Source organism: Pseudomonas sp. FP603 (genome assembly GCF_030687415.1).
GTDB classification, from domain to species: domain Bacteria; phylum Pseudomonadota; class Gammaproteobacteria; order Pseudomonadales; family Pseudomonadaceae; genus Aquipseudomonas; species Aquipseudomonas wuhanensis.
In genome coordinates this window covers 6,004,755-6,022,454 of record NZ_CP117431.1, presented here as the reverse complement: position 1 = coordinate 6,022,454, position 17,700 = coordinate 6,004,755, and the positions used below count along the sequence as shown (strand labels likewise).

14 protein-coding genes and 1 pseudogene are annotated in these 17,700 nt (G+C 58.2%); 12 read left to right on the top strand and 3 right to left on the bottom strand.

The annotated features are described in order from the left end of the window. Positions 1 to 20: 20 nt before the first annotated feature. Positions 21 to 599, bottom strand: a complete 579-nt coding sequence (locus PSH65_RS27900; RefSeq protein ID WP_305423629.1) for an outer membrane protein assembly factor BamE — start codon at positions 597 to 599, stop codon at positions 21 to 23. A gap of 47 nt (positions 600 to 646) precedes the next feature. On the opposite strand from PSH65_RS27900, the gene fur reads away from it, so the two are divergent. Further along, positions 647 to 1,048, top strand: a complete 402-nt coding sequence (gene fur / locus PSH65_RS27895) for a ferric iron uptake transcriptional regulator (protein ID WP_305423627.1) — start codon at positions 647 to 649, stop codon at positions 1,046 to 1,048. 75 nt (positions 1,049 to 1,123) lie between these two features. Here the strand turns inward: fur and recN are convergent, their stop codons facing one another. After that, positions 1,124 to 2,797, bottom strand: coding sequence for a DNA repair protein RecN (gene recN, locus PSH65_RS27890; protein WP_052965677.1), 1,674 nt, complete (start codon positions 2,795 to 2,797; stop codon positions 1,124 to 1,126). A gap of 240 nt (positions 2,798 to 3,037) precedes the next feature. Between recN and grpE the strand changes: the two genes are divergently transcribed. The 8 genes and pseudogenes from grpE (at position 3,038) to PSH65_RS27850 (ending at position 13,660) form a co-directional block, all read left to right on the top strand. After that, a complete protein-coding gene (grpE, locus tag PSH65_RS27885) occupies positions 3,038 to 3,604 on the top strand; it encodes a nucleotide exchange factor GrpE (RefSeq protein WP_305423624.1) in 567 nt (188 codons plus the stop codon). A gap of 102 nt (positions 3,605 to 3,706) precedes the next feature. After that, the gene (gene dnaK, locus PSH65_RS27880; RefSeq protein WP_305423623.1) at positions 3,707 to 5,623 is read left to right on the top strand and encodes a molecular chaperone DnaK; all 1,917 of its coding nucleotides are present in this window, start codon (positions 3,707 to 3,709) and stop codon (positions 5,621 to 5,623) included. Between the two features lie 453 nt (positions 5,624 to 6,076). Then, positions 6,077 to 7,201, top strand: coding sequence for a molecular chaperone DnaJ (dnaJ, locus tag PSH65_RS27875; RefSeq protein ID WP_123355997.1), 1,125 nt, complete (start codon positions 6,077 to 6,079; stop codon positions 7,199 to 7,201). A 9-nt stretch (positions 7,202 to 7,210) separates the two neighbouring features. Then, a complete protein-coding gene (gene dapB, locus PSH65_RS27870; protein WP_305423619.1) occupies positions 7,211 to 8,017 on the top strand; it encodes a 4-hydroxy-tetrahydrodipicolinate reductase in 807 nt (268 codons plus the stop codon). Between the two features lie 259 nt (positions 8,018 to 8,276). Then, positions 8,277 to 9,413, top strand: a complete 1,137-nt coding sequence (gene carA / locus PSH65_RS27865) for a glutamine-hydrolyzing carbamoyl-phosphate synthase small subunit (RefSeq protein ID WP_008005476.1) — start codon at positions 8,277 to 8,279, stop codon at positions 9,411 to 9,413. 117 nt (positions 9,414 to 9,530) lie between these two features. Beyond that, positions 9,531 to 12,754: pseudogene (gene carB, locus PSH65_RS27860) on the top strand (carbamoyl-phosphate synthase large subunit). Further along, positions 12,751 to 13,227 carry a transcription elongation factor GreA gene (gene greA, locus PSH65_RS27855; protein ID WP_010463507.1) on the top strand — a complete coding sequence of 159 codons (477 nt, stop codon included), beginning with the start codon at positions 12,751 to 12,753 and terminating at the stop codon, positions 13,225 to 13,227. The pseudogene carB and the gene greA overlap by 4 nt, the downstream one beginning before the upstream one ends. 28 nt (positions 13,228 to 13,255) lie before the next feature. Beyond that, on the top strand, positions 13,256 to 13,660 hold the full coding sequence (locus PSH65_RS27850; RefSeq protein ID WP_305423617.1) for an MFS transporter: 405 nt from the start codon (positions 13,256 to 13,258) through the stop codon (positions 13,658 to 13,660). 9 nt (positions 13,661 to 13,669) lie between these two features. On the opposite strand, the gene PSH65_RS27845 is transcribed toward PSH65_RS27850, so the two are convergent. Further along, positions 13,670 to 13,978, bottom strand: a complete 309-nt coding sequence (locus tag PSH65_RS27845) for a YhbY family RNA-binding protein (protein ID WP_305423615.1) — start codon at positions 13,976 to 13,978, stop codon at positions 13,670 to 13,672. 105 nt (positions 13,979 to 14,083) lie between these two features. Between PSH65_RS27845 and rlmE the strand changes: the two genes are divergently transcribed. The 3 genes from rlmE to folP all read left to right on the top strand — a co-directional run bounded on the left by rlmE (position 14,084) and on the right by folP (position 17,687). Then, a complete protein-coding gene (gene rlmE / locus PSH65_RS27840; RefSeq protein WP_003177853.1) occupies positions 14,084 to 14,716 on the top strand; it encodes a 23S rRNA (uridine(2552)-2'-O)-methyltransferase RlmE in 633 nt (210 codons plus the stop codon). Positions 14,717 to 14,916: 200 nt separating this feature from the next. Then, positions 14,917 to 16,827 carry an ATP-dependent zinc metalloprotease FtsH gene (gene ftsH, locus PSH65_RS27835; protein ID WP_305423614.1) on the top strand — a complete coding sequence of 637 codons (1,911 nt, stop codon included), beginning with the start codon at positions 14,917 to 14,919 and terminating at the stop codon, positions 16,825 to 16,827. 8 nt (positions 16,828 to 16,835) lie between these two features. Beyond that, positions 16,836 to 17,687 carry a dihydropteroate synthase gene (gene folP, locus PSH65_RS27830; protein WP_305423613.1) on the top strand — a complete coding sequence of 284 codons (852 nt, stop codon included), beginning with the start codon at positions 16,836 to 16,838 and terminating at the stop codon, positions 17,685 to 17,687. The last annotated feature ends 13 nt before the right edge of the window (positions 17,688 to 17,700 follow it).

Below are 17,700 nucleotides of genomic sequence, written 5' to 3'. Positions count from 1 at the left end.
GTTTTTTATTGCGTCGCAAATTATTGCGGCGAAGTTTCCAACGGTTCTGGTGTCGGGACTGGAACAGTTTCCACGTTGTCCACGTCCTTCTGGATCTGGTCCAGCAACGAACCTGGCTTGACCGGTTTTTCTGGCTTCGGCTTCTCGGCGTTTTCGGCAGGTGTGGTCACGGTAGTGCCACTGTCCTTGCCGAGAATGGCTTCGTCGCGGCTCACGCCTGGCATGAAGTCGCCAGAGAGGCTGACAAGTTGGTCATTTGGGTTGAAGATAACGCTAATGCGTTCCTGTTGGCGTTCACCACCACCCGGTTGCAGGCTGTACAGATAATCCCAGCGATCGGCATGGAACGTGTCAGTCAGCAGAGGGTTACCCATGATAAACCGTACTTGCCGGCGGGTCATTCCCGGGCGTAACTGGTCTATCATGTCCTGCGTGACGACATTGCCCTGCTGGATGTCGATTTTGTAAACCCCGGGGAATGAACAACCGGCGAGTGCGAGCAGTCCCACAAAGGTGAAACTGGTTAGCAAGAGCTTGGTTGTTTTGCATCGGTGGGCGACTTCCACTATCTTGGCTGGGACAACGTAAACGCCGATCATACCCGCATTAAGAGAAGCTGCGAAGCAGCATCGCGAGAAAGCTGACCATGGTTGAAAATAGCGAACTACGCAAAGCCGGCCTCAAAGTGACCCTTCCACGGGTCAAAATTCTGCAAATGCTCGATTCCGCCGAGCAACGCCACATGAGTGCCGAGGATGTCTACAAGGCGCTGGAGGCTGGTGAGGACGTCGGTCTGGCCACGGTTTACCGTGTTCTGACCCAGTTCGAGGCAGCTGGCCTTGTGGTGCGGCACAACTTCGACGGAGGCCATGCGGTCTTCGAGCTGGACGACGGCAAGCATCACGACCATATGGTCAACGTCGAAACCAGTGAAGTGATCGAATTCTTCGACGAAGAAATCGAGCGGCTGCAGAAAGCAATCGTCGACAAGTATGGCTTCGAGATGGTTGATCACAATCTTGTACTGTACGTGCGCAAGAAAAAGTAAGCATGTCGCGCGAACCTCAGGTTCGCGAAACGAGCGAAGGCGACCCCAGGGTCGCCTTCGTGCTTTCTGCCGTTCTCAAATTTTTGCGGTAACAACCATCTTTTTCGCGTGCGCCAGTGATTCCTTGGTGAGATCGATGCCGCCCAGCATCCTCGCCACTTCTTCGACACGATCGGTCTTGCTCAGTTTGGAGACGGCCGTATGCGTGGCGTCTTCACCGCGGACCTTGTGTACAAATAGATGTTGATGCCCCTGCGCCGCCACTTGCGGCAAGTGAGTCACGGTCAGAACCTGCCCACGCTCCCCTAGGCGTCGCAGCAACTGGCCGACAATCTCGGCGGTCGGGCCGCCGATACCCACGTCCACTTCGTCGAACACCAGGGTCGGTACGCGCGAGGTCTGTGCGGTGATCACCTGAATCGCCAGGCTAATACGCGACAGTTCGCCACCCGAAGCCACTTTTGCCAGGGCTTTCAAGGGTTGCCCTGGGTTGGCACTCACCAGTAGTTCTACCTGTTCGAGCCCATTGGGCAACAGTTCGTCGCTGCTGTTGGGGCGCAGTTCGATGGTAAAGCGGCCGCCGGGCATGCCCAGGCGCTGGATTTCCTGTTCCACGGCACTGGCCAGGCTGCTCGAGGCTTGATGCCGCAGATCGCTCAGGTCCCGAGCTTTCTCCTGATAATGGCGGGCGTAGGAGGCCAGCTCATCGCTCAGTCGTTCGATGGATTCGTCATTGGCATTCAGGGTTTCGATTTCATCGAGTAGCTTTTGTTGCATCTCGGCGACTTCGGTCGGCTGGATGCGGTGTTTGCGCGCCAGGGTATAGATCGCATCGAGGCGCTCTTCCAGGTATTGAAGGCGGGCCGGATCGGCGTCGAAGTTGTCGAGAAAGCGGTTCAGCTCGCCTACGGCTTCTTCAACCTGAATCTGCGCGCTGGTCAGCAGGCTGCTGGCTTCGCCCAGGGCTCCGATTGAATTGTTCACGCTCGATAGGCGGTTAAGGCTGGCGGTCAGCGCGTTCAGTACGTTGCCGGAATCACTTTCGCTGCATTGTTCGACCACTTGCCGACAAATGCCCAGCAAGGTTTCGGCGTTGGTCAGGTTCTTGTGTTCCTGTTCCAGCTGCTCCAGCTCGTTTTCGCCGAGGCCGAGGTTTTCCAGTTCTTCGAGTTGATAACTGAGCAACTGATGACGGGCGCGTTGTTCGTCGCCGGAGTTGGAGAGGCGTTCCAGTTCCTGGCGGGTCTGGCGCCAGCGTTGGGCGGCCAGTTGCACTTGGCGGGCCAGGTCCGTGGCACCGGCGTATTCATCAAGCAGGCGGCGGTGAGTATCGGTTTTGAGCAGGGATTGGTGTTCGTGCTGGCTGTGGATGTCGATCAGCAACTCGCCCAGGGCCTTCAGGTCACCGAGAGGGCAGGGAGTGCCGTTGATGTAGCCGCGCGAGCGTCCTTCAGCGGTGATCACTCGACGCAGAATGCACGGGCCGTCGTTCTCGAGGTCGCGCTCGGCCAGCCAGGCGCTGGCTTCCGGGATGTCGACCAGATCGAAGGTGGCCAGGATATCGGCCTTGTCGGCGCCCGGGCGGACCACGCCGCTGTCGGCGCGATCGCCAAGGGTCAGGCCCAGGGCGTCGAGCATGATCGACTTGCCGGCGCCGGTTTCCCCTGTGATCACGCTCATCCCGCGATCGAGTTCGAGATCGAGATGTTCAACGATGGCGTAGTTGTGTACGGACAGGTGCACCAGCATAAAGGCCGCTCCCAGGCTTTAGGTCTGGTTATTTATACAGTGTTTTGTTTCTGGCTGACAATGCCCCCTCTTAGGTCGATTTGCTTGATCTGAAGAAATCCTTAGCGCATCGAGGAATGACAATGCAGCTGTTTTTGTAGGGTTAATCATCAAATAGCCCTTGAAGCTGAATTTTGCGGCCCCATATACCGGGGCAGAAGCGCGAGTTGAGCTCGCGGACGATATTGGAAGGAGAAATCTATGGCTGACGAACAGACAGTGGATACGCAAAATCTAGACGCCAACCAGGGCCCCGAGGCTTCGGGTGAAGACCTGGCGGCTCGTGTACAAGTGCTCGAAGAGCAATTGGCTGGTGCGCAGGATCAGGCTTTGCGTGTAGCCGCCGATCTGCAGAACGTCCGCCGTCGTGCCGATCAGGACGTTGAAAAGGCTCACAAATTCGCCCTGGAAAAGTTCGCTGGCGACCTGCTGCCGATCATCGACAGCCTGGAGCGTGGCCTGGAGCTGTCCAGCCCTGACGACGAAAATATTCGTTCGATGCGTGAAGGGATCGAGCTGACCCTGAAAATGTTCCAGGACACCCTGAAGCGCTATCACCTGGAAGCGATCGATCCTGAGGGCGAACCCTTCAACGCCTCGCATCATCAGGCAATGGCCATGCAGGAAAGCGCCGACGTCGAGCCAAACAGCGTGCTCAAGGTGTTTCAGAAGGGCTACCAGCTTCACGGTCGCCTGCTGCGCCCGGCCATGGTCGTGGTCAGCAAGGCGCCTGCGCCGGTTTCGCCTTCGATTGACGAGCAGGCTTGAAATTAGCCGCAAGGCCCCCATTTAGAAGTCAAGCGTTTAAGTGCTACCGCAGTCAGCCACCACTGCTGCGGCATCCAAATCCAAAGTTTCGGGAGAGTGAACATGGGCAAAATTATCGGTATCGACCTGGGGACTACCAACTCCTGCGTCTCCGTGCTGGAAAACGGCAAGGCCAAGGTTATTGAAAACGCTGAAGGCGCGCGTACCACGCCGTCGATCATCGCTTATGCCAACGACGGTGAAATCCTGGTTGGCCAGTCGGCCAAGCGTCAGGCAGTGACCAATCCGCATAACACCCTGTACGCGGTGAAGCGTCTGATCGGTCGTCGTTTCGACGAAGAAGTCGTACAGAAAGACATCCAGATGGTCCCTTACAAGATCGTCAAGGCTGACAACAACGACGCCTGGGTTGAAGTGAACGGTCAGAAAATGGCGCCGCCACAAATTTCTGCCGAAATTCTGAAGAAAATGAAGAAGACCGCCGAAGACTACCTCGGCGAGCCTGTGACCGAAGCGGTGATCACCGTTCCGGCCTACTTCAACGACAGCCAGCGTCAAGCCACCAAAGACGCCGGCCGCATCGCGGGCCTGGACGTTAAACGTATCATCAACGAACCAACCGCAGCCGCACTGGCCTATGGTATGGACAAGGCGAAAGGCGATCATACCGTGATCGTTTACGACTTGGGCGGCGGTACGTTCGACGTTTCCGTGATCGAAATCGCTGAAGTCGATGGCGAGCACCAGTTCGAAGTGTTGGCCACCAACGGTGACACTTTCCTGGGCGGTGAAGACTTTGACATTCGTCTGATCGACTACCTCGTTGACGAATTCAAGAAAGAAAGCGGCATGAACCTCAAGGGTGACCCGCTGGCCATGCAGCGCCTGAAAGAAGCCGCTGAGAAAGCCAAGATCGAACTGTCCTCGAGCCAGTCGACCGACGTGAACCTGCCGTACATCACTGCAGACGCTACCGGTCCTAAGCACTTGAACGTGAAAATCTCCCGCGCCAAGCTCGAAGCGTTGGTGGAAGACCTGGTTCAGCGCACCATCGAACCTTGCCGCATTGCGATGAAAGATGCCGGTATTGACGTCAGCAAGATCGACGACGTAATTCTGGTCGGCGGTCAGACCCGTATGCCAATGGTGCAGAAAGCTGTTTCCGACTTCTTCGGTAAAGAAGCTCGTAAAGACGTTAACCCTGACGAAGCTGTTGCCATGGGTGCTGCTATCCAGGGCGCGGTATTGGCCGGTGACGTGAAAGACGTTCTGCTGCTCGACGTCAGCCCGTTGACCCTGGGTATCGAAACCATGGGCGGCGTGATGACCGCACTGATCGAGAAAAACACCACGATTCCTACCAAGAAATCGCAAGTGTTCTCGACTGCCGACGACAACCAGGGCGCAGTGACCATTCACGTGCTGCAAGGTGAGCGTAAGCAAGCCGCACAGAACAAGTCCCTGGGCAAGTTCGACCTGGCCGAGATCCCACCAGCTCCACGTGGCGTGCCACAAATCGAAGTGACCTTCGACATCGACGCCAACGGCATCCTGCACGTCGGCGCGAAAGACAAGGCTACCGGCAAGACTCAGTCGATCGTGATCAAGGCCAACTCGGGTCTGTCCGAGGAAGAAATTCAGCAGATGGTTCGTGATGCTGAAGTGAACGCTGAAGAAGACCGCAAGTTCGAAGAACTGGCCAGCGCCCGTAACCAAGGCGATGCCCTGGTTCACTCGACGCGCAAAATGGTCGCTGATGCTGGCGACAAAGTGAGCGCTGAAGAGAAGACTGCAATCGAAGCCGCTGTAGTTGCCCTGGAAGCCGCCATCAAAGGCGACGACAAGGCTGCTATCGAAGCCAAAGTTGAAGAGCTGTCCAAGGTCTCCGCGCCAGTGGCTCAGAAAATGTACGCCGAGCAGGCTCAGCCAGCTGAAGGCGCGGCGCCGAAAGACGAATCGGCTGAAAAGGCTGACGACGTTGTCGATGCCGAGTTCGAAGAAGTCAAAGACCACAAGTAAGTTGTTGGTCGCCCGGTTGACTGCCTTCAGGCGGTGACTGGTAGGATGTCGCCGCGCGGGAGCTTGCTCCCGCGTTGGCGTGTCTGGAGTAAGCGAATTTTTACAGCATGCGACAAGGGCGGGTTTAGTGGCTTGTTCATTAGAGCAAGTTCGGATGCCTGAGCGCCATAACCAAGGCGCTGCGACGACTCATAGCTCGCTATGGGGAGGAGCGGCAACGCAGGGTATGGGGCTCGGGCGCCGGAATTGCCTAACGAACAAGCCATTCAGTCCGCCCAGGTGCTGGTGGTATGGCCGAGGATGCTCCTGCTTTTCGAGCCGAAAGTACCGCATCGAATCAAAGACCAGGATCGTTGAATTGACGTGAGTTGGGTCCGGGCCTGTATTGGGGCTCAACGAGTTTGGCGAGGCTCAGGAGAGGTTTGCCGAACGTCCTTAAGAGTGCAAAGACTTATGGCAAAGCGTGACTATTACGAAGTATTGGGTGTTGAGCGTGGTTCAAGCGAAGCGGACCTGAAAAAGGCCTACCGTCGCCTGGCGATGAAGCACCACCCGGACCGTAATCCCGATGACAAAGCGTCGGAAGATATGTTCAAGGAGGCCAACGAGGCCTACGAAGTGCTGTCCGATTCCAGCAAGCGCGCGGCCTATGACCAATATGGTCATGCCGGTGTCGACCCGAGCATGGGTGGCGGCGGTGCCGGGTTTGGCGGTCAGAACTTCTCCGACATCTTTGGCGATGTCTTCAGTGACTTCTTCGGTGGCGGTCGCGGCGGTTCCCGTGGCGGCGCTCAGCGCGGCAGCGACCTGCGGTATACCCTGGAGCTGAACCTGGAAGAAGCGGTGCGCGGCACTACCGTGAATATCCGCGTTCCGACACTGGTCAACTGCAAGCCGTGCGATGGCTCGGGTGCCAAGAAAGGTTCCTCGCCGATCACTTGCCCGACGTGCGGCGGTATCGGTCAGGTGCGCATGCAGCAGGGGTTCTTCTCGGTGCAGCAGACCTGCCCGCGCTGTCATGGTCAGGGCAAGATCATTTCCGACCCGTGCGATTCCTGCCACGGCGAAGGTCGTGTCGAAGAGTACAAGACCCTGTCGGTGAAAGTGCCGGCCGGTGTCGACACCGGTGACCGTATTCGCCTGTCTGGCGAAGGCGAGGCGGGCGCGCAGGGTGGTCCGACCGGCGACCTGTACGTGGTGATCAATGTGCGTGAGCACGCGATCTTCCAGCGTGACGGCAAGCACCTGTTCTGCGAAGTGCCAATCAGCTTCGTCGACGCAGCGCTGGGGGGCGAGCTGGAGATTCCGACCCTCGATGGTCGGGTCAAGCTGAAGATTCCGGAAGGGACTCAGACGGGTAAGCAGTTCCGTGTTCGCGGTAAAGGCGTCGCGCCGGTTCGTGGTGGCGGTGCTGGTGACTTGATGTGCCGTGTGGCGGTCGAAACCCCGGTCAATCTGGGTCGTCGTCAGCGCGAATTGCTGGAGGAGTTGCGCAGCTCCCTGGCGGGTGACAACAGTCATTCGCCGAAAACCACCGGTTGGTTCGAAGGCGTGAAGCGCTTCTTCGGCGATTTGTAAGGAGTCGGCATGCGACGTATAGCTGTGATGGGCGCTGCCGGGCGCATGGGCAAGATTCTGGTCGAGGCGGTGCAGCAGCGCGCGCCGCTGACCGGGCTGACGGCAGCCATCGTGCGCCCTGGCAGTACGCTGATTGGCGTGGATGCTGGTGAATTGGCCTCGCTGGGGCGTATCGGCGTTCCGCTGTCCGGCAAGCTGGATGCGGTGGCCGATGAATTCGATGTGTTGATCGACTTCACGCTCCCTGAGGTCATGCTGAAAAACCTGGCGTTCTGCCGCAAGGCGGGCAAGGCCATGGTGATCGGCACGACGGGGTTGGACGCCGCGCAGAAGCAGTTGCTGGTCGAGGCGAGCGAAGATATTGCGATTGTGTTCGCGGCCAATTTCAGTGTCGGTGTAAACCTGTCGCTGAAGCTGCTCGACATGGCGGCTCGTGTGCTGGGCGATGACGCTGATATCGAAATCATCGAAGCCCATCATCGGCACAAGATCGATGCGCCTTCAGGCACAGCTCTGCGCATGGGTGAAGTGATTGCCAATGCGCTGGATCGTGATCTGCAGAAAGTTGCGGTCTATGGTCGTGAGGGTCACACCGGTGTGCGCGAGCGTGAAACGATCGGCTTTGCCACTGTGCGCGGTGGTGATGTGGTCGGTGATCATACGGTGCTGTTCGCCTGTGAGGGTGAGCGACTGGAAATCACGCACAAGGCATCCAGTCGAATGACCTTCGCCAAGGGCGCGGTGCGTGCAGCTTTATGGCTGGACAGTCGTGAACCAGGCCTTTACGACATGCAAGACGTGCTCGACCTGCGGTAAGATGTGCCCGAAATCGGGTTCAAACTCAGCGTTTGGGCCCGGTTTTATTCCGCCAAGCGACGTCCTGTCGCATTCTCCGGCCTTTAGGGCTCATTGGCGGTAGACCAAAAATGCCTTTTTCTGTAAGCTACAGCTTTAGTGTGTCCACTAAAAGCGCGCAGAATAATTCGGTGAAGAAGCGGGGTGACGTGTCCATACGTCACTCCGCTTTTTTACAACCTGCGATCGCCCTTTCAGGCTTTATTTACGGGAGGTCTTCTTGACTAAGCCAGCCATACTCGCCCTTGCTGATGGCAGCATTTTTCGCGGCGAAGCCATTGGAGCCGACGGTCAAACCGTTGGTGAGGTGGTGTTCAACACCGCAATGACCGGCTATCAGGAAATCCTTACCGATCCTTCCTACGCCCAACAGATCGTTACCCTGACTTACCCGCACATCGGCAATACCGGCACCACGCCGGAAGACGCCGAGTCCGACCGCGTCTGGTCCGCTGGCCTGGTCATCCGTGACCTGCCACTGGTTGCGAGCAACTGGCGCAACACGATGTCACTGTCTGATTACCTGAAAGCCAACAATGTGGTGGCAATCGCCGGTATCGACACCCGCCGCCTGACACGCATCCTGCGTGAGAAAGGCGCACAGAACGGCTGCATCATGGCCGGTGACAACATCTCCGAAGAAGCCGCCATCGCCGCCGCTCAGGGTTTCCCTGGCCTCAAAGGCATGGACCTGGCAAAAGTCGTCAGCACCAAAGAGAAGTACGAGTGGCGCTCGACTGTCTGGGATCTGAAAACCGACAGCCATGCGACCCTCGAAGCCTCCGAGCTGCCATACCACGTGGTGGCTTACGACTACGGCGTCAAGCTGAACATCCTGCGCATGCTGGTCGAGCGCGGTTGCCGCGTAACCGTGGTGCCGGCACAGACTCCGGCCGCCGAAGCGCTGGCACTGAAACCGGACGGCGTGTTCCTGTCCAACGGCCCGGGCGACCCTGAGCCATGCGACTACGCGATCCAGGCAATCAAGGACGTGCTGGAAACCGAGATTCCGGTGTTCGGCATCTGCCTCGGTCACCAACTGCTGGCTCTGGCCTCCGGCGCCAAGACCCTGAAAATGGGCCACGGCCACCACGGTGCCAACCACCCGGTTCAGGATCTGGACAGCGGTGTGGTGATGATCACCAGCCAGAACCACGGTTTTGCGGTAGACGAAGCGACCCTGCCAGGTAACGTTCGGGCGATCCACAAATCGCTGTTCGACGGCACCCTGCAAGGCATCGAGCGTACCGACAAGAGCGCCTTCAGCTTCCAGGGTCACCCTGAAGCCAGCCCTGGCCCGAACGACGTAGCGCCACTGTTTGATCGCTTCATCAACGAAATGGCCAAGCGACGCTAATCGCTCGCCTTGATGTAGCGAAGCCTGAGGGCGGTCCCGAAACCGGTGGCCCCCTCAAGGCTTCAGAGATTGAACAAGACGGCTTGCCGACTGACCTGCGGATTTGAGTGACAACCCATGCCAAAACGTACAGACATTAAAAGCATCCTGATTCTCGGCGCTGGCCCGATCGTGATCGGCCAGGCCTGCGAATTCGACTACTCCGGCGCCCAGGCCTGTAAAGCCCTGCGCGAGGAGGGTTACCGCGTCATCCTGGTGAACTCCAACCCGGCGACCATCATGACCGACCCGGCCATGGCCGACGCCACCTACATCGAACCGATCAAGTGGCAGACCGTTGCCAAGATCATCGAGAAGGAACGCCCGGACGCGCTGCTGCCAACCATGGGCGGCCAGACCGCTCTGAACTGCGCCCTGGACCTGGAGCGCGAAGGCGTTCTGGAGAAGTTCGGCGTAGAAATGATCGGCGCCAACGCTGACACCATCGACAAGGCCGAAGACCGTTCGCGCTTCGACAAGGCGATGAAATCCATCGGTCTGGACTGCCCGCGTTCGGGTATCGCCCACAGCATGGAAGAGGCCAACGCGGTTCTCGATCGTCTGGGCTTCCCGTGCATCATTCGTCCATCTTTCACCATGGGCGGCACCGGTGGCGGTATCGCTTACAACCGTGAAGAGTTCGAAGAAATCTGCGCCCGCGGTCTGGACCTGTCGCCGACCAAAGAGCTGCTGATCGACGAATCGCTGATCGGCTGGAAAGAGTACGAGATGGAGGTTGTCCGCGATAAGAAGGACAACTGCATCATCGTCTGCTCCATCGAAAACTTCGACCCGATGGGCGTGCACACCGGTGACTCGATCACTGTTGCACCAGCACAGACCCTGACCGACAAGGAATACCAGATCCTGCGTAACGCCTCCCTGGCGGTACTGCGCGAGATCGGCGTGGAAACTGGCGGTTCCAACGTGCAGTTCGGCATTTGCCCGGACACCGGCCGCATGGTCGTGATCGAAATGAACCCGCGGGTATCCCGTTCCTCGGCCCTGGCCTCGAAAGCCACCGGTTTCCCGATCGCCAAGGTCGCGGCTAAACTGGCCGTCGGTTACACCCTCGACGAGCTATCGAACGACATCACCGGTGGCAAGACCCCGGCGTCCTTTGAGCCGTCCATCGACTACGTCGTCACCAAGCTGCCACGCTTCGCCTTCGAGAAATTCCCGAAAGCCGACGCACGCCTGACCACTCAAATGAAGTCGGTTGGTGAAGTCATGGCCATCGGCCGGACCTTCCAGGAATCCCTGCAGAAAGCCCTGCGCGGTCTGGAAGTGGGCGTTTGTGGTCTGGACGAGAAGCTCGACCTGAGCAACCCGGAAAGCATGAGCATCCTCAAGCGCGAACTGACCGTGCCGGGCGCCGAGCGTATCTGGTACGTCGCTGACGCGTTCCGCGCCGGTCTGTCGGTCGAAGACATTTTCGGCATGAACATGATTGATCCGTGGTTCCTGGTGCAGATCGAAGATCTGATCAAGGAAGAAGAGAAGGTCAAGACCCTGGGTCTGGCCAGCATCGACCGCGACTTGATGTTCCGCCTCAAGCGTAAAGGCTTCTCCGACATGCGTCTGGCCAAGCTGCTGGGCGTAACCGAGAAGGCTCTGCGTCGCCACCGTCATAAGCTGGAAATCTTCCCGGTCTACAAGCGCGTTGACACCTGCGCTGCCGAGTTCGCCACCGACACCGCTTACCTCTACTCGACGTACGAGGAAGAGTGTGAAGCTGCGCCTTCGGGTCGCGACAAGATCATGATCCTCGGTGGCGGTCCAAACCGTATCGGCCAGGGCATCGAGTTCGACTATTGCTGCGTACACGCGGCACTGGCCCTGCGCGAAGACGGTTACGAGACCATCATGGTCAACTGCAACCCGGAAACCGTTTCCACCGACTACGACACCTCCGATCGTCTGTACTTCGAGCCAGTGACCCTGGAAGACGTACTGGAAATCGTCCGTGTCGAGAAGCCGAAAGGCGTGATCGTCCAGTACGGCGGCCAGACTCCGTTGAAACTGGCGCGTGCCCTGGAAGAAGCCGGCGTGCCAATCATCGGCACCAGCCCTGATGCCATCGACCGTGCCGAAGACCGTGAGCGCTTCCAGCAAATGGTTGAGCGTCTGAATCTGCGTCAGCCGCCAAACGCCACCGTGCGCAGCGAAGACGAAGCGATTCGTGCCGCAGCCAAAATCGGTTATCCGCTGGTGGTTCGTCCGTCCTACGTACTGGGCGGTCGCGCGATGGAAATCGTCTACGAAGAAGAAGAACTCAAGCGCTACCTGCGTGATGCGGTGAAAGTGTCCAACGACAGCCCGGTGCTGCTCGATCACTTCCTCAACTGCGCGATCGAAATGGACGTGGATGCGGTCTGTGACGGCACCGACGTGGTGATCGGCGCGATCATGCAGCACATCGAGCAGGCCGGCGTTCACTCCGGTGACTCCGCGTGCTCCCTGCCGCCGTACTCGCTGCCTGCTCACATCCAGGACGAGATGCGCGAACAGGTCAAGAAAATGGCCTTGGAACTGGGCGTTGTCGGCCTGATGAACGTTCAGCTGGCGCTGCAAGGCGAAGACATCTACGTCATCGAAGTCAACCCGCGCGCTTCCCGGACTGTGCCGTTCGTGTCCAAGTGCATCGGTGTTTCCCTGGCAATGATCGCGGCTCGCGTGATGGCCGGTAAAACCCTGAAGGAAATCGGCTTCACCAAAGAAATCATCCCGAACTTCTACAGCGTGAAAGAGGCGGTGTTCCCATTCGCCAAAATTCCCTGGCGTGGACCCGATCCTGGGCCCTGAGATGAAGTCCACCGGCGAAGTGATGGGCGTGGGCGATACCTTCGGCGAAGCCTTTGCCAAAGCCCAGATGGGTGCCAGCGAAGTGCTGCCGACTGGCGGTACCGCGTTCATCAGCGTGCGTGACGATGACAAGCCACTGGTTGCAGGCGTGGCCCGTGATCTGATCAACTTGGGCTTCGAAGTGGTCGCCACTGCCGGGTACTGCCAAGCTGATCGAAGCCGCAGGCCTGAAAGTGCGTCGTGTGAACAAGGTGACCGAGGGGCGTCCGCACGTGGTCGACATGATCAAGAATGACGAAGTCACCCTGATCATCAACACCACCGAAGGTCGCCAGTCGATCGCCGATTCCTACTCCATTCGTCGTAATGCCTTGCAGCACAAGATCTATTGCACCACTACCATTGCTGCTGGCGAAGCTATCTGCGAAGCGCTGAAGTTCGGTCCCGAGAAGACCGTGCGCCGCTTGCAGGATTTACACGCAGGATTGAAGGCATGATCAAATACCCAATGACCGTCCAGGGCGCGAAAGCCCTGGAAGAAGAGCACGCTCACCTGACCAAGGTCGTCCGTCCGAAGCTCAGCCAGGACATCGGTACGGCCCGCGAGTTGGGTGACTTGAAAGAAAACGCCGAATACCACGCTGCTCGTGAGCAGCAGGGTATGGTCGAGGCGCGGATTCGTGATATCGAAGGCCGGATTCAGAATCAGGTCATCATCGATGTCACGACCATTCCTCACACCGGCAAAGTGATTTTCGGCACCACCGTTGAAATCGCCAACGTCGAGACTGATGAAAGCGTCACTTACCACATCGTGGGTGAGGATGAGGCTGACTTCAAACTCGGCAAGATTTCGGTGGGTTCGCCACTGGCCCGCGCCTTGATTGCCAAGGAAGAGGGTGATGTGGTCGCCGTGAAAACGCCAGGTGGCGTTATCGAGTATGAGATTGTCGAAGTTCGCCACATCTGAAAGAAGGCGCCCGCTACGTGCGGGCGCCATGCTTTGGCAGCTGACCCAAATGTTGTGGGTTGGCGGCCTGTGGCTGTTGCACATCGGTCTGCTGCCGGTGCTGGGGCGAATAGGCCTGGCACCGCTGCTGATCGACGAAATTGCAGGCATGCTGAATACGCTGATGGTGGGATTTGCCACAGTGTGTGTGATTTTTCAGGCTTTGGTGCTGGTTCAGGCCGAGGGCCTTGCCAGTCTATGGCGCGATATTCGCGGGCAACTGCTGATGATGGCGCTGTATGGGGGCGCGATGTATTTCGCGGTCCACGTCGGCTGGCCGCAGGCGGCGCATTGGCAGCTGTTCAGCTATCTTGTTCTGGGGTTTTCCGGGCTGGTGCTGGTGATGCAACCGGTGCCGGGATGGAGTATCAGGGTGCGCGAAGCACACCCTTGACCCTTGTCATCACTTGAAGCGATGGACGTTCGACAGCTGCTTGTTGACGCTGAAGTTCTTGCGGTAAATCAGCGCCATCTTGCCGATGACCTGAACCAGATCGGCTTTGCCGACCTTGCAGAGCTCTGCAATGGCTGCCAGGCGCGATTCGCGATCGAGGATGTTGAGCTTGATTTTGATCAGCTCGTGATCCGCCAGCGCGCGTTCAAGTTCGGCTAACACACCTTCAGTCAAACCGTTGTCAGCCACAATCAAAACTGGTTTCAGATGGTGGCCAATGGATTTGTACTGTTTCTTCTGCTCTTGAGTGAGCGGCATAATCTGACCCCTGCGTCTGATCTTGTAAAAAGCGGCGGCCAGTTTACCCGAGCGAGTCCGGGACCGCCCAGTTAATCACGACCCGTTTTATTTTCGAGGTGGCCCGTGGCCCGTTCCAAGACAAGTCTTAAATGGCTGCAAGAGCATTTCAACGACCCATTCGTGAAAATGGCGCAAAAAGACGGGTATCGCTCCCGTGCCAGCTACAAGCTGCTGGAGATTCAGGAAAGGGATCGTTTGATCCGTCCGGGCATGAGCGTGATCGACCTGGGCGCCGCCCCGGGTGGCTGGTCCCAGGTGACCAGTCGTCTGATTGGCGGGCAAGGCACACTGATCGCCTCCGACATCCTGGAGATGGACAGCATCCCGGATGTGACCTTCATTCAGGGCGACTTCACCGAGGACGCCGTACTGGCGCAGATCCTTGAAGCGGTCGGAAAAAACGAAGTGGACCTTGTGATTTCCGATATGGCCCCCAATATGAGTGGATTGGCGTCTGTTGATATGCCGCGATCGATGTTCCTGTGCGAGCTGGCACTGGATCTTGCGACTCGGGTGTTGAAGCCAGGTGGTGATTTTTTGATCAAGGTCTTCCAGGGTGAAGGCTTCGACGAATACCACAAGAGCGTTCGCAAGCAGTTCGAGAAGGTCACGACGCGCAAGCCGAAATCGTCACGCGATCGCTCCCGCGAGCAGTACCTGCTGGGCCGTGGTTTCCGTGGTCGCAGTGAGGAATAAGAGGTTTTTCGAGCGGGGCGATAGGTTTTTCGTATTTCGTCCCGTGAGCATTAGCGAATACTGTGTAGAAAGTGTTTCACAAAGGGTTACAGACGGCGCCTGCCAGAGCCGTAGGTAATGTAGTAAGTTAGGCCGGTGAATATCATGCGAAGCACGCGCCATTAGCGGAGCTTGCTTCAGAGGGTAGTTAATTGAACGATATGGCAAAGAATCTGATCCTGTGGTTGATCATCGCGGCTGTCCTGGTGACGGTGATGAACAACTTCTCCAGCCCTAACGAGCCGCAGACCCTCAACTATTCCGACTTCATCCAGCAGGTCAAGGATGGCAAGGTCGAGCGCGTAGCGGTTGATGGCTACGTGATTACCGGCAAGCGCAACGATGGCGACAGCTTCAAGACCATTCGTCCGGCAATCCAGGACAATGGCCTGATCGGCGACCTCGTGGATAACCACGTGGTAGTCGAAGGCAAGCAGCCTGAGCAGCAAAGCATCTGGACTCAGCTCCTGGTCGCAAGCTTCCCGATCCTGGTGATCATCGCCGTCTTCATGTTCTTCATGCGGCAGATGCAGGGCGGTGCCGGTGGCAAGGGCGGGCCGATGAGCTTCGGCAAGAGCAAGGCGCGCCTGCTCTCCGAAGATCAGGTGAAAACCACTTTGGCTGACGTTGCCGGTTGCGACGAAGCCAAGGAAGAAGTTGGCGAACTCGTCGAATTCCTGCGTGATCCGGGCAAGTTCCAGCGTTTGGGCGGTCGCATCCCTCGTGGCGTGCTGATGGTCGGTCCTCCTGGTACTGGTAAAACCTTGATCGCCAAGGCGATTGCCGGTGAGGCCAAAGTGCCGTTCTTCACCATTTCCGGTTCCGATTTCGTCGAAATGTTCGTCGGTGTCGGTGCCAGTCGTGTTCGTGACATGTTTGAGCAGGCGAAGAAGCACGCGCCATGCATCATCTTCATCGATGAAATCGACGCCGTCGGTCGCCACCGTGGTGCCGGCATGGGTGGCGGTCACGACGAGCGCGAACAGACACTCAACCAGTTGCTGGTAGAGATGGACGGTTTCGAAATGAATGACGGCATCATCGTCATCGCTGCGACCAACCGTCCCGACGTGCTGGACCCCGCGTTGCTGCGTCCGGGCCGTTTCGACCGTCAGGTCGTGGTCGGCTTGCCGGATATCCGTGGTCGCGAGCAGATTCTCAAAGTCCACATGCGCAAAGTGCCAATGGGTGACGACGTCGCTCCGGCCGTGATCGCGCGTGGTACTCCTGGCTTCTCCGGTGCCGACCTGGCCAACCTGGTGAACGAGGCTTCGTTGTTCGCAGCCCGTGCTGGCAAGCGCATCGTCGAGATGAAAGAGTTCGAACTGGCCAAAGACAAGATCATGATGGGTGCCGAGCGCAAATCCATGGTCATGTCCGAGAAAGAGAAGCAGAACACTGCTTATCACGAAGCAGGCCACGCTATCGTCGGTCGCGTCGTACCTGAGCATGATCCGGTCTACAAAGTGTCGATCATCCCGCGCGGTCGTGCGCTCGGTGTGACCATGTTCCTTCCGGAAGAAGATCGCTACAGCCTGTCCAAGCGTGCGCTGATCAGCCAGATCTGCTCGCTATACGGCGGTCGTATCGCTGAAGAAATGACCCTGGGCTTCGACGGCGTCACCACCGGCGCATCCAACGACATCATGCGTGCCAGCCAGATTGCACGGAACATGGTGACCAAGTGGGGTTTGTCGGAAAAACTCGGTCCGTTGATGTACGCCGAAGAAGAGGGCGAAGTGTTCCTCGGTCGTGGTGGCGGCGGTCAGCATGCCAGCTTCTCCGGCGAGACAGCCAAGCTGATCGACTCCGAAGTACGCAGCATCATTGACCAGTGCTACGGCACGGCCAAACAGATCCTTACGGATAACCGTGACAAGCTCGACGCCATGGCGGATGCCTTGATGAAGTACGAGACGATCGATGCCGATCAGATCGACGACATCATGGCGGGTCGTACGCCTCGCGAACCTCGCGACTGGTCTGGCGGCAGCGATACTTCCGGTACGCCTCCGGCGGTGCAGGATGGGCGTTCGGAAACACCAATCGGTGGCCCGGCTGCTGACGTATAAGGTTTGAAATGACTTCTGTTCAGTCCTCGACCCGGTTGCCTTGCGGCAACCGGGTTCTTGATTTGGCCCAGACGCATGTCATGGGTATTCTCAATGTCACTCCCGACTCGTTTTCCGATGGCGGCCGATACAGTCAGCTGGATGCGGCGCTGCGCCACGCCGAGGCGATGATGGTGGCGGGGGCGACGCTGATCGACGTCGGTGGTGAATCGACCCGGCCAGGGGCCAGGGCGGTTTCACCACTTGAGGAGTTGGAGCGTGTAGCGCCCATCGTCGAGCGTATTCATCGTGAACTCGATGTGATTATCTCGGTCGATACTTCCACGCCGGCGGTCATGCGTGAAACCGCAAGGCTGGGAGCGGGGTTGATCAATGATGTGCGTTCGTTGCGTCGAGACGGAGCCCTGGATGCAGCAGCGGCCACCGGTTTGCCGGTGTGTCTGATGCATATGCTCGGTGAGCCGGGTGACATGCAGGACAATCCGCAGTACCAGGATGTGACAAAAGAGGTCGGCGAGTTTCTCGCCGAGCGCATGGTCCAGTGTGCGTCGGTAGGCATCCCCCCTGAGCGGATCATTCTCGATCCGGGCTTCGGCTTCGCGAAAACCTTGCAGCACAACCTGAGCTTGTTTAAGCATATGGAGGCCTTGCATGCCTTGGGGCGGCCCCTGTTGGTCGGGGTTTCGCGAAAGAGCATGATCGGGCAAGCGTTGAATCGGCCGGTGGGAGAGCGCCTGCATGGTGGTTTAGCGCTCGCGGCACTGGCTTCAATCAAGGGGGCGCGTATATTGCGCGTCCATGATGTGGCTGAAACGGTCGACGTAGTGCGAATGATTGCCGCAGTAGAATCAGCCGAATAAGAAATGATGGAGT

Bases quoted from the DNA above. Each gene is read 5' to 3' on its own strand.
- dnaK (WP_305423623.1), top strand. From the start codon at position 3,707: ATGGGCAAAATTATCGGTATCGACCTGGGGACTACCAACTCCTGCGTC.
- ftsH (WP_305423614.1), top strand. From the start codon at position 14,917: ATGGCAAAGAATCTGATCCTGTGGTTGATCATCGCGGCTGTCCTGGTG.
- PSH65_RS27900 (WP_305423629.1), bottom strand. From the start codon at position 599: ATGATCGGCGTTTACGTTGTCCCAGCCAAGATAGTGGAAGTCGCCCAC.
- greA (WP_010463507.1), top strand. From the start codon at position 12,751: ATGATCAAATACCCAATGACCGTCCAGGGCGCGAAAGCCCTGGAAGAA.
- dnaJ (WP_123355997.1), top strand. From the start codon at position 6,077: ATGGCAAAGCGTGACTATTACGAAGTATTGGGTGTTGAGCGTGGTTCA.
- dapB (WP_305423619.1), top strand. From the start codon at position 7,211: ATGCGACGTATAGCTGTGATGGGCGCTGCCGGGCGCATGGGCAAGATT.
- recN (WP_052965677.1), bottom strand. From the start codon at position 2,797: ATGCTGGTGCACCTGTCCGTACACAACTACGCCATCGTTGAACATCTC.
- folP (WP_305423613.1), top strand. From the start codon at position 16,836: ATGACTTCTGTTCAGTCCTCGACCCGGTTGCCTTGCGGCAACCGGGTT.
- grpE (WP_305423624.1), top strand. From the start codon at position 3,038: ATGGCTGACGAACAGACAGTGGATACGCAAAATCTAGACGCCAACCAG.
- PSH65_RS27850 (WP_305423617.1), top strand. From the start codon at position 13,256: ATGCTTTGGCAGCTGACCCAAATGTTGTGGGTTGGCGGCCTGTGGCTG.
- fur (WP_305423627.1), top strand. From the start codon at position 647: ATGGTTGAAAATAGCGAACTACGCAAAGCCGGCCTCAAAGTGACCCTT.
- PSH65_RS27845 (WP_305423615.1), bottom strand. From the start codon at position 13,978: ATGCCGCTCACTCAAGAGCAGAAGAAACAGTACAAATCCATTGGCCAC.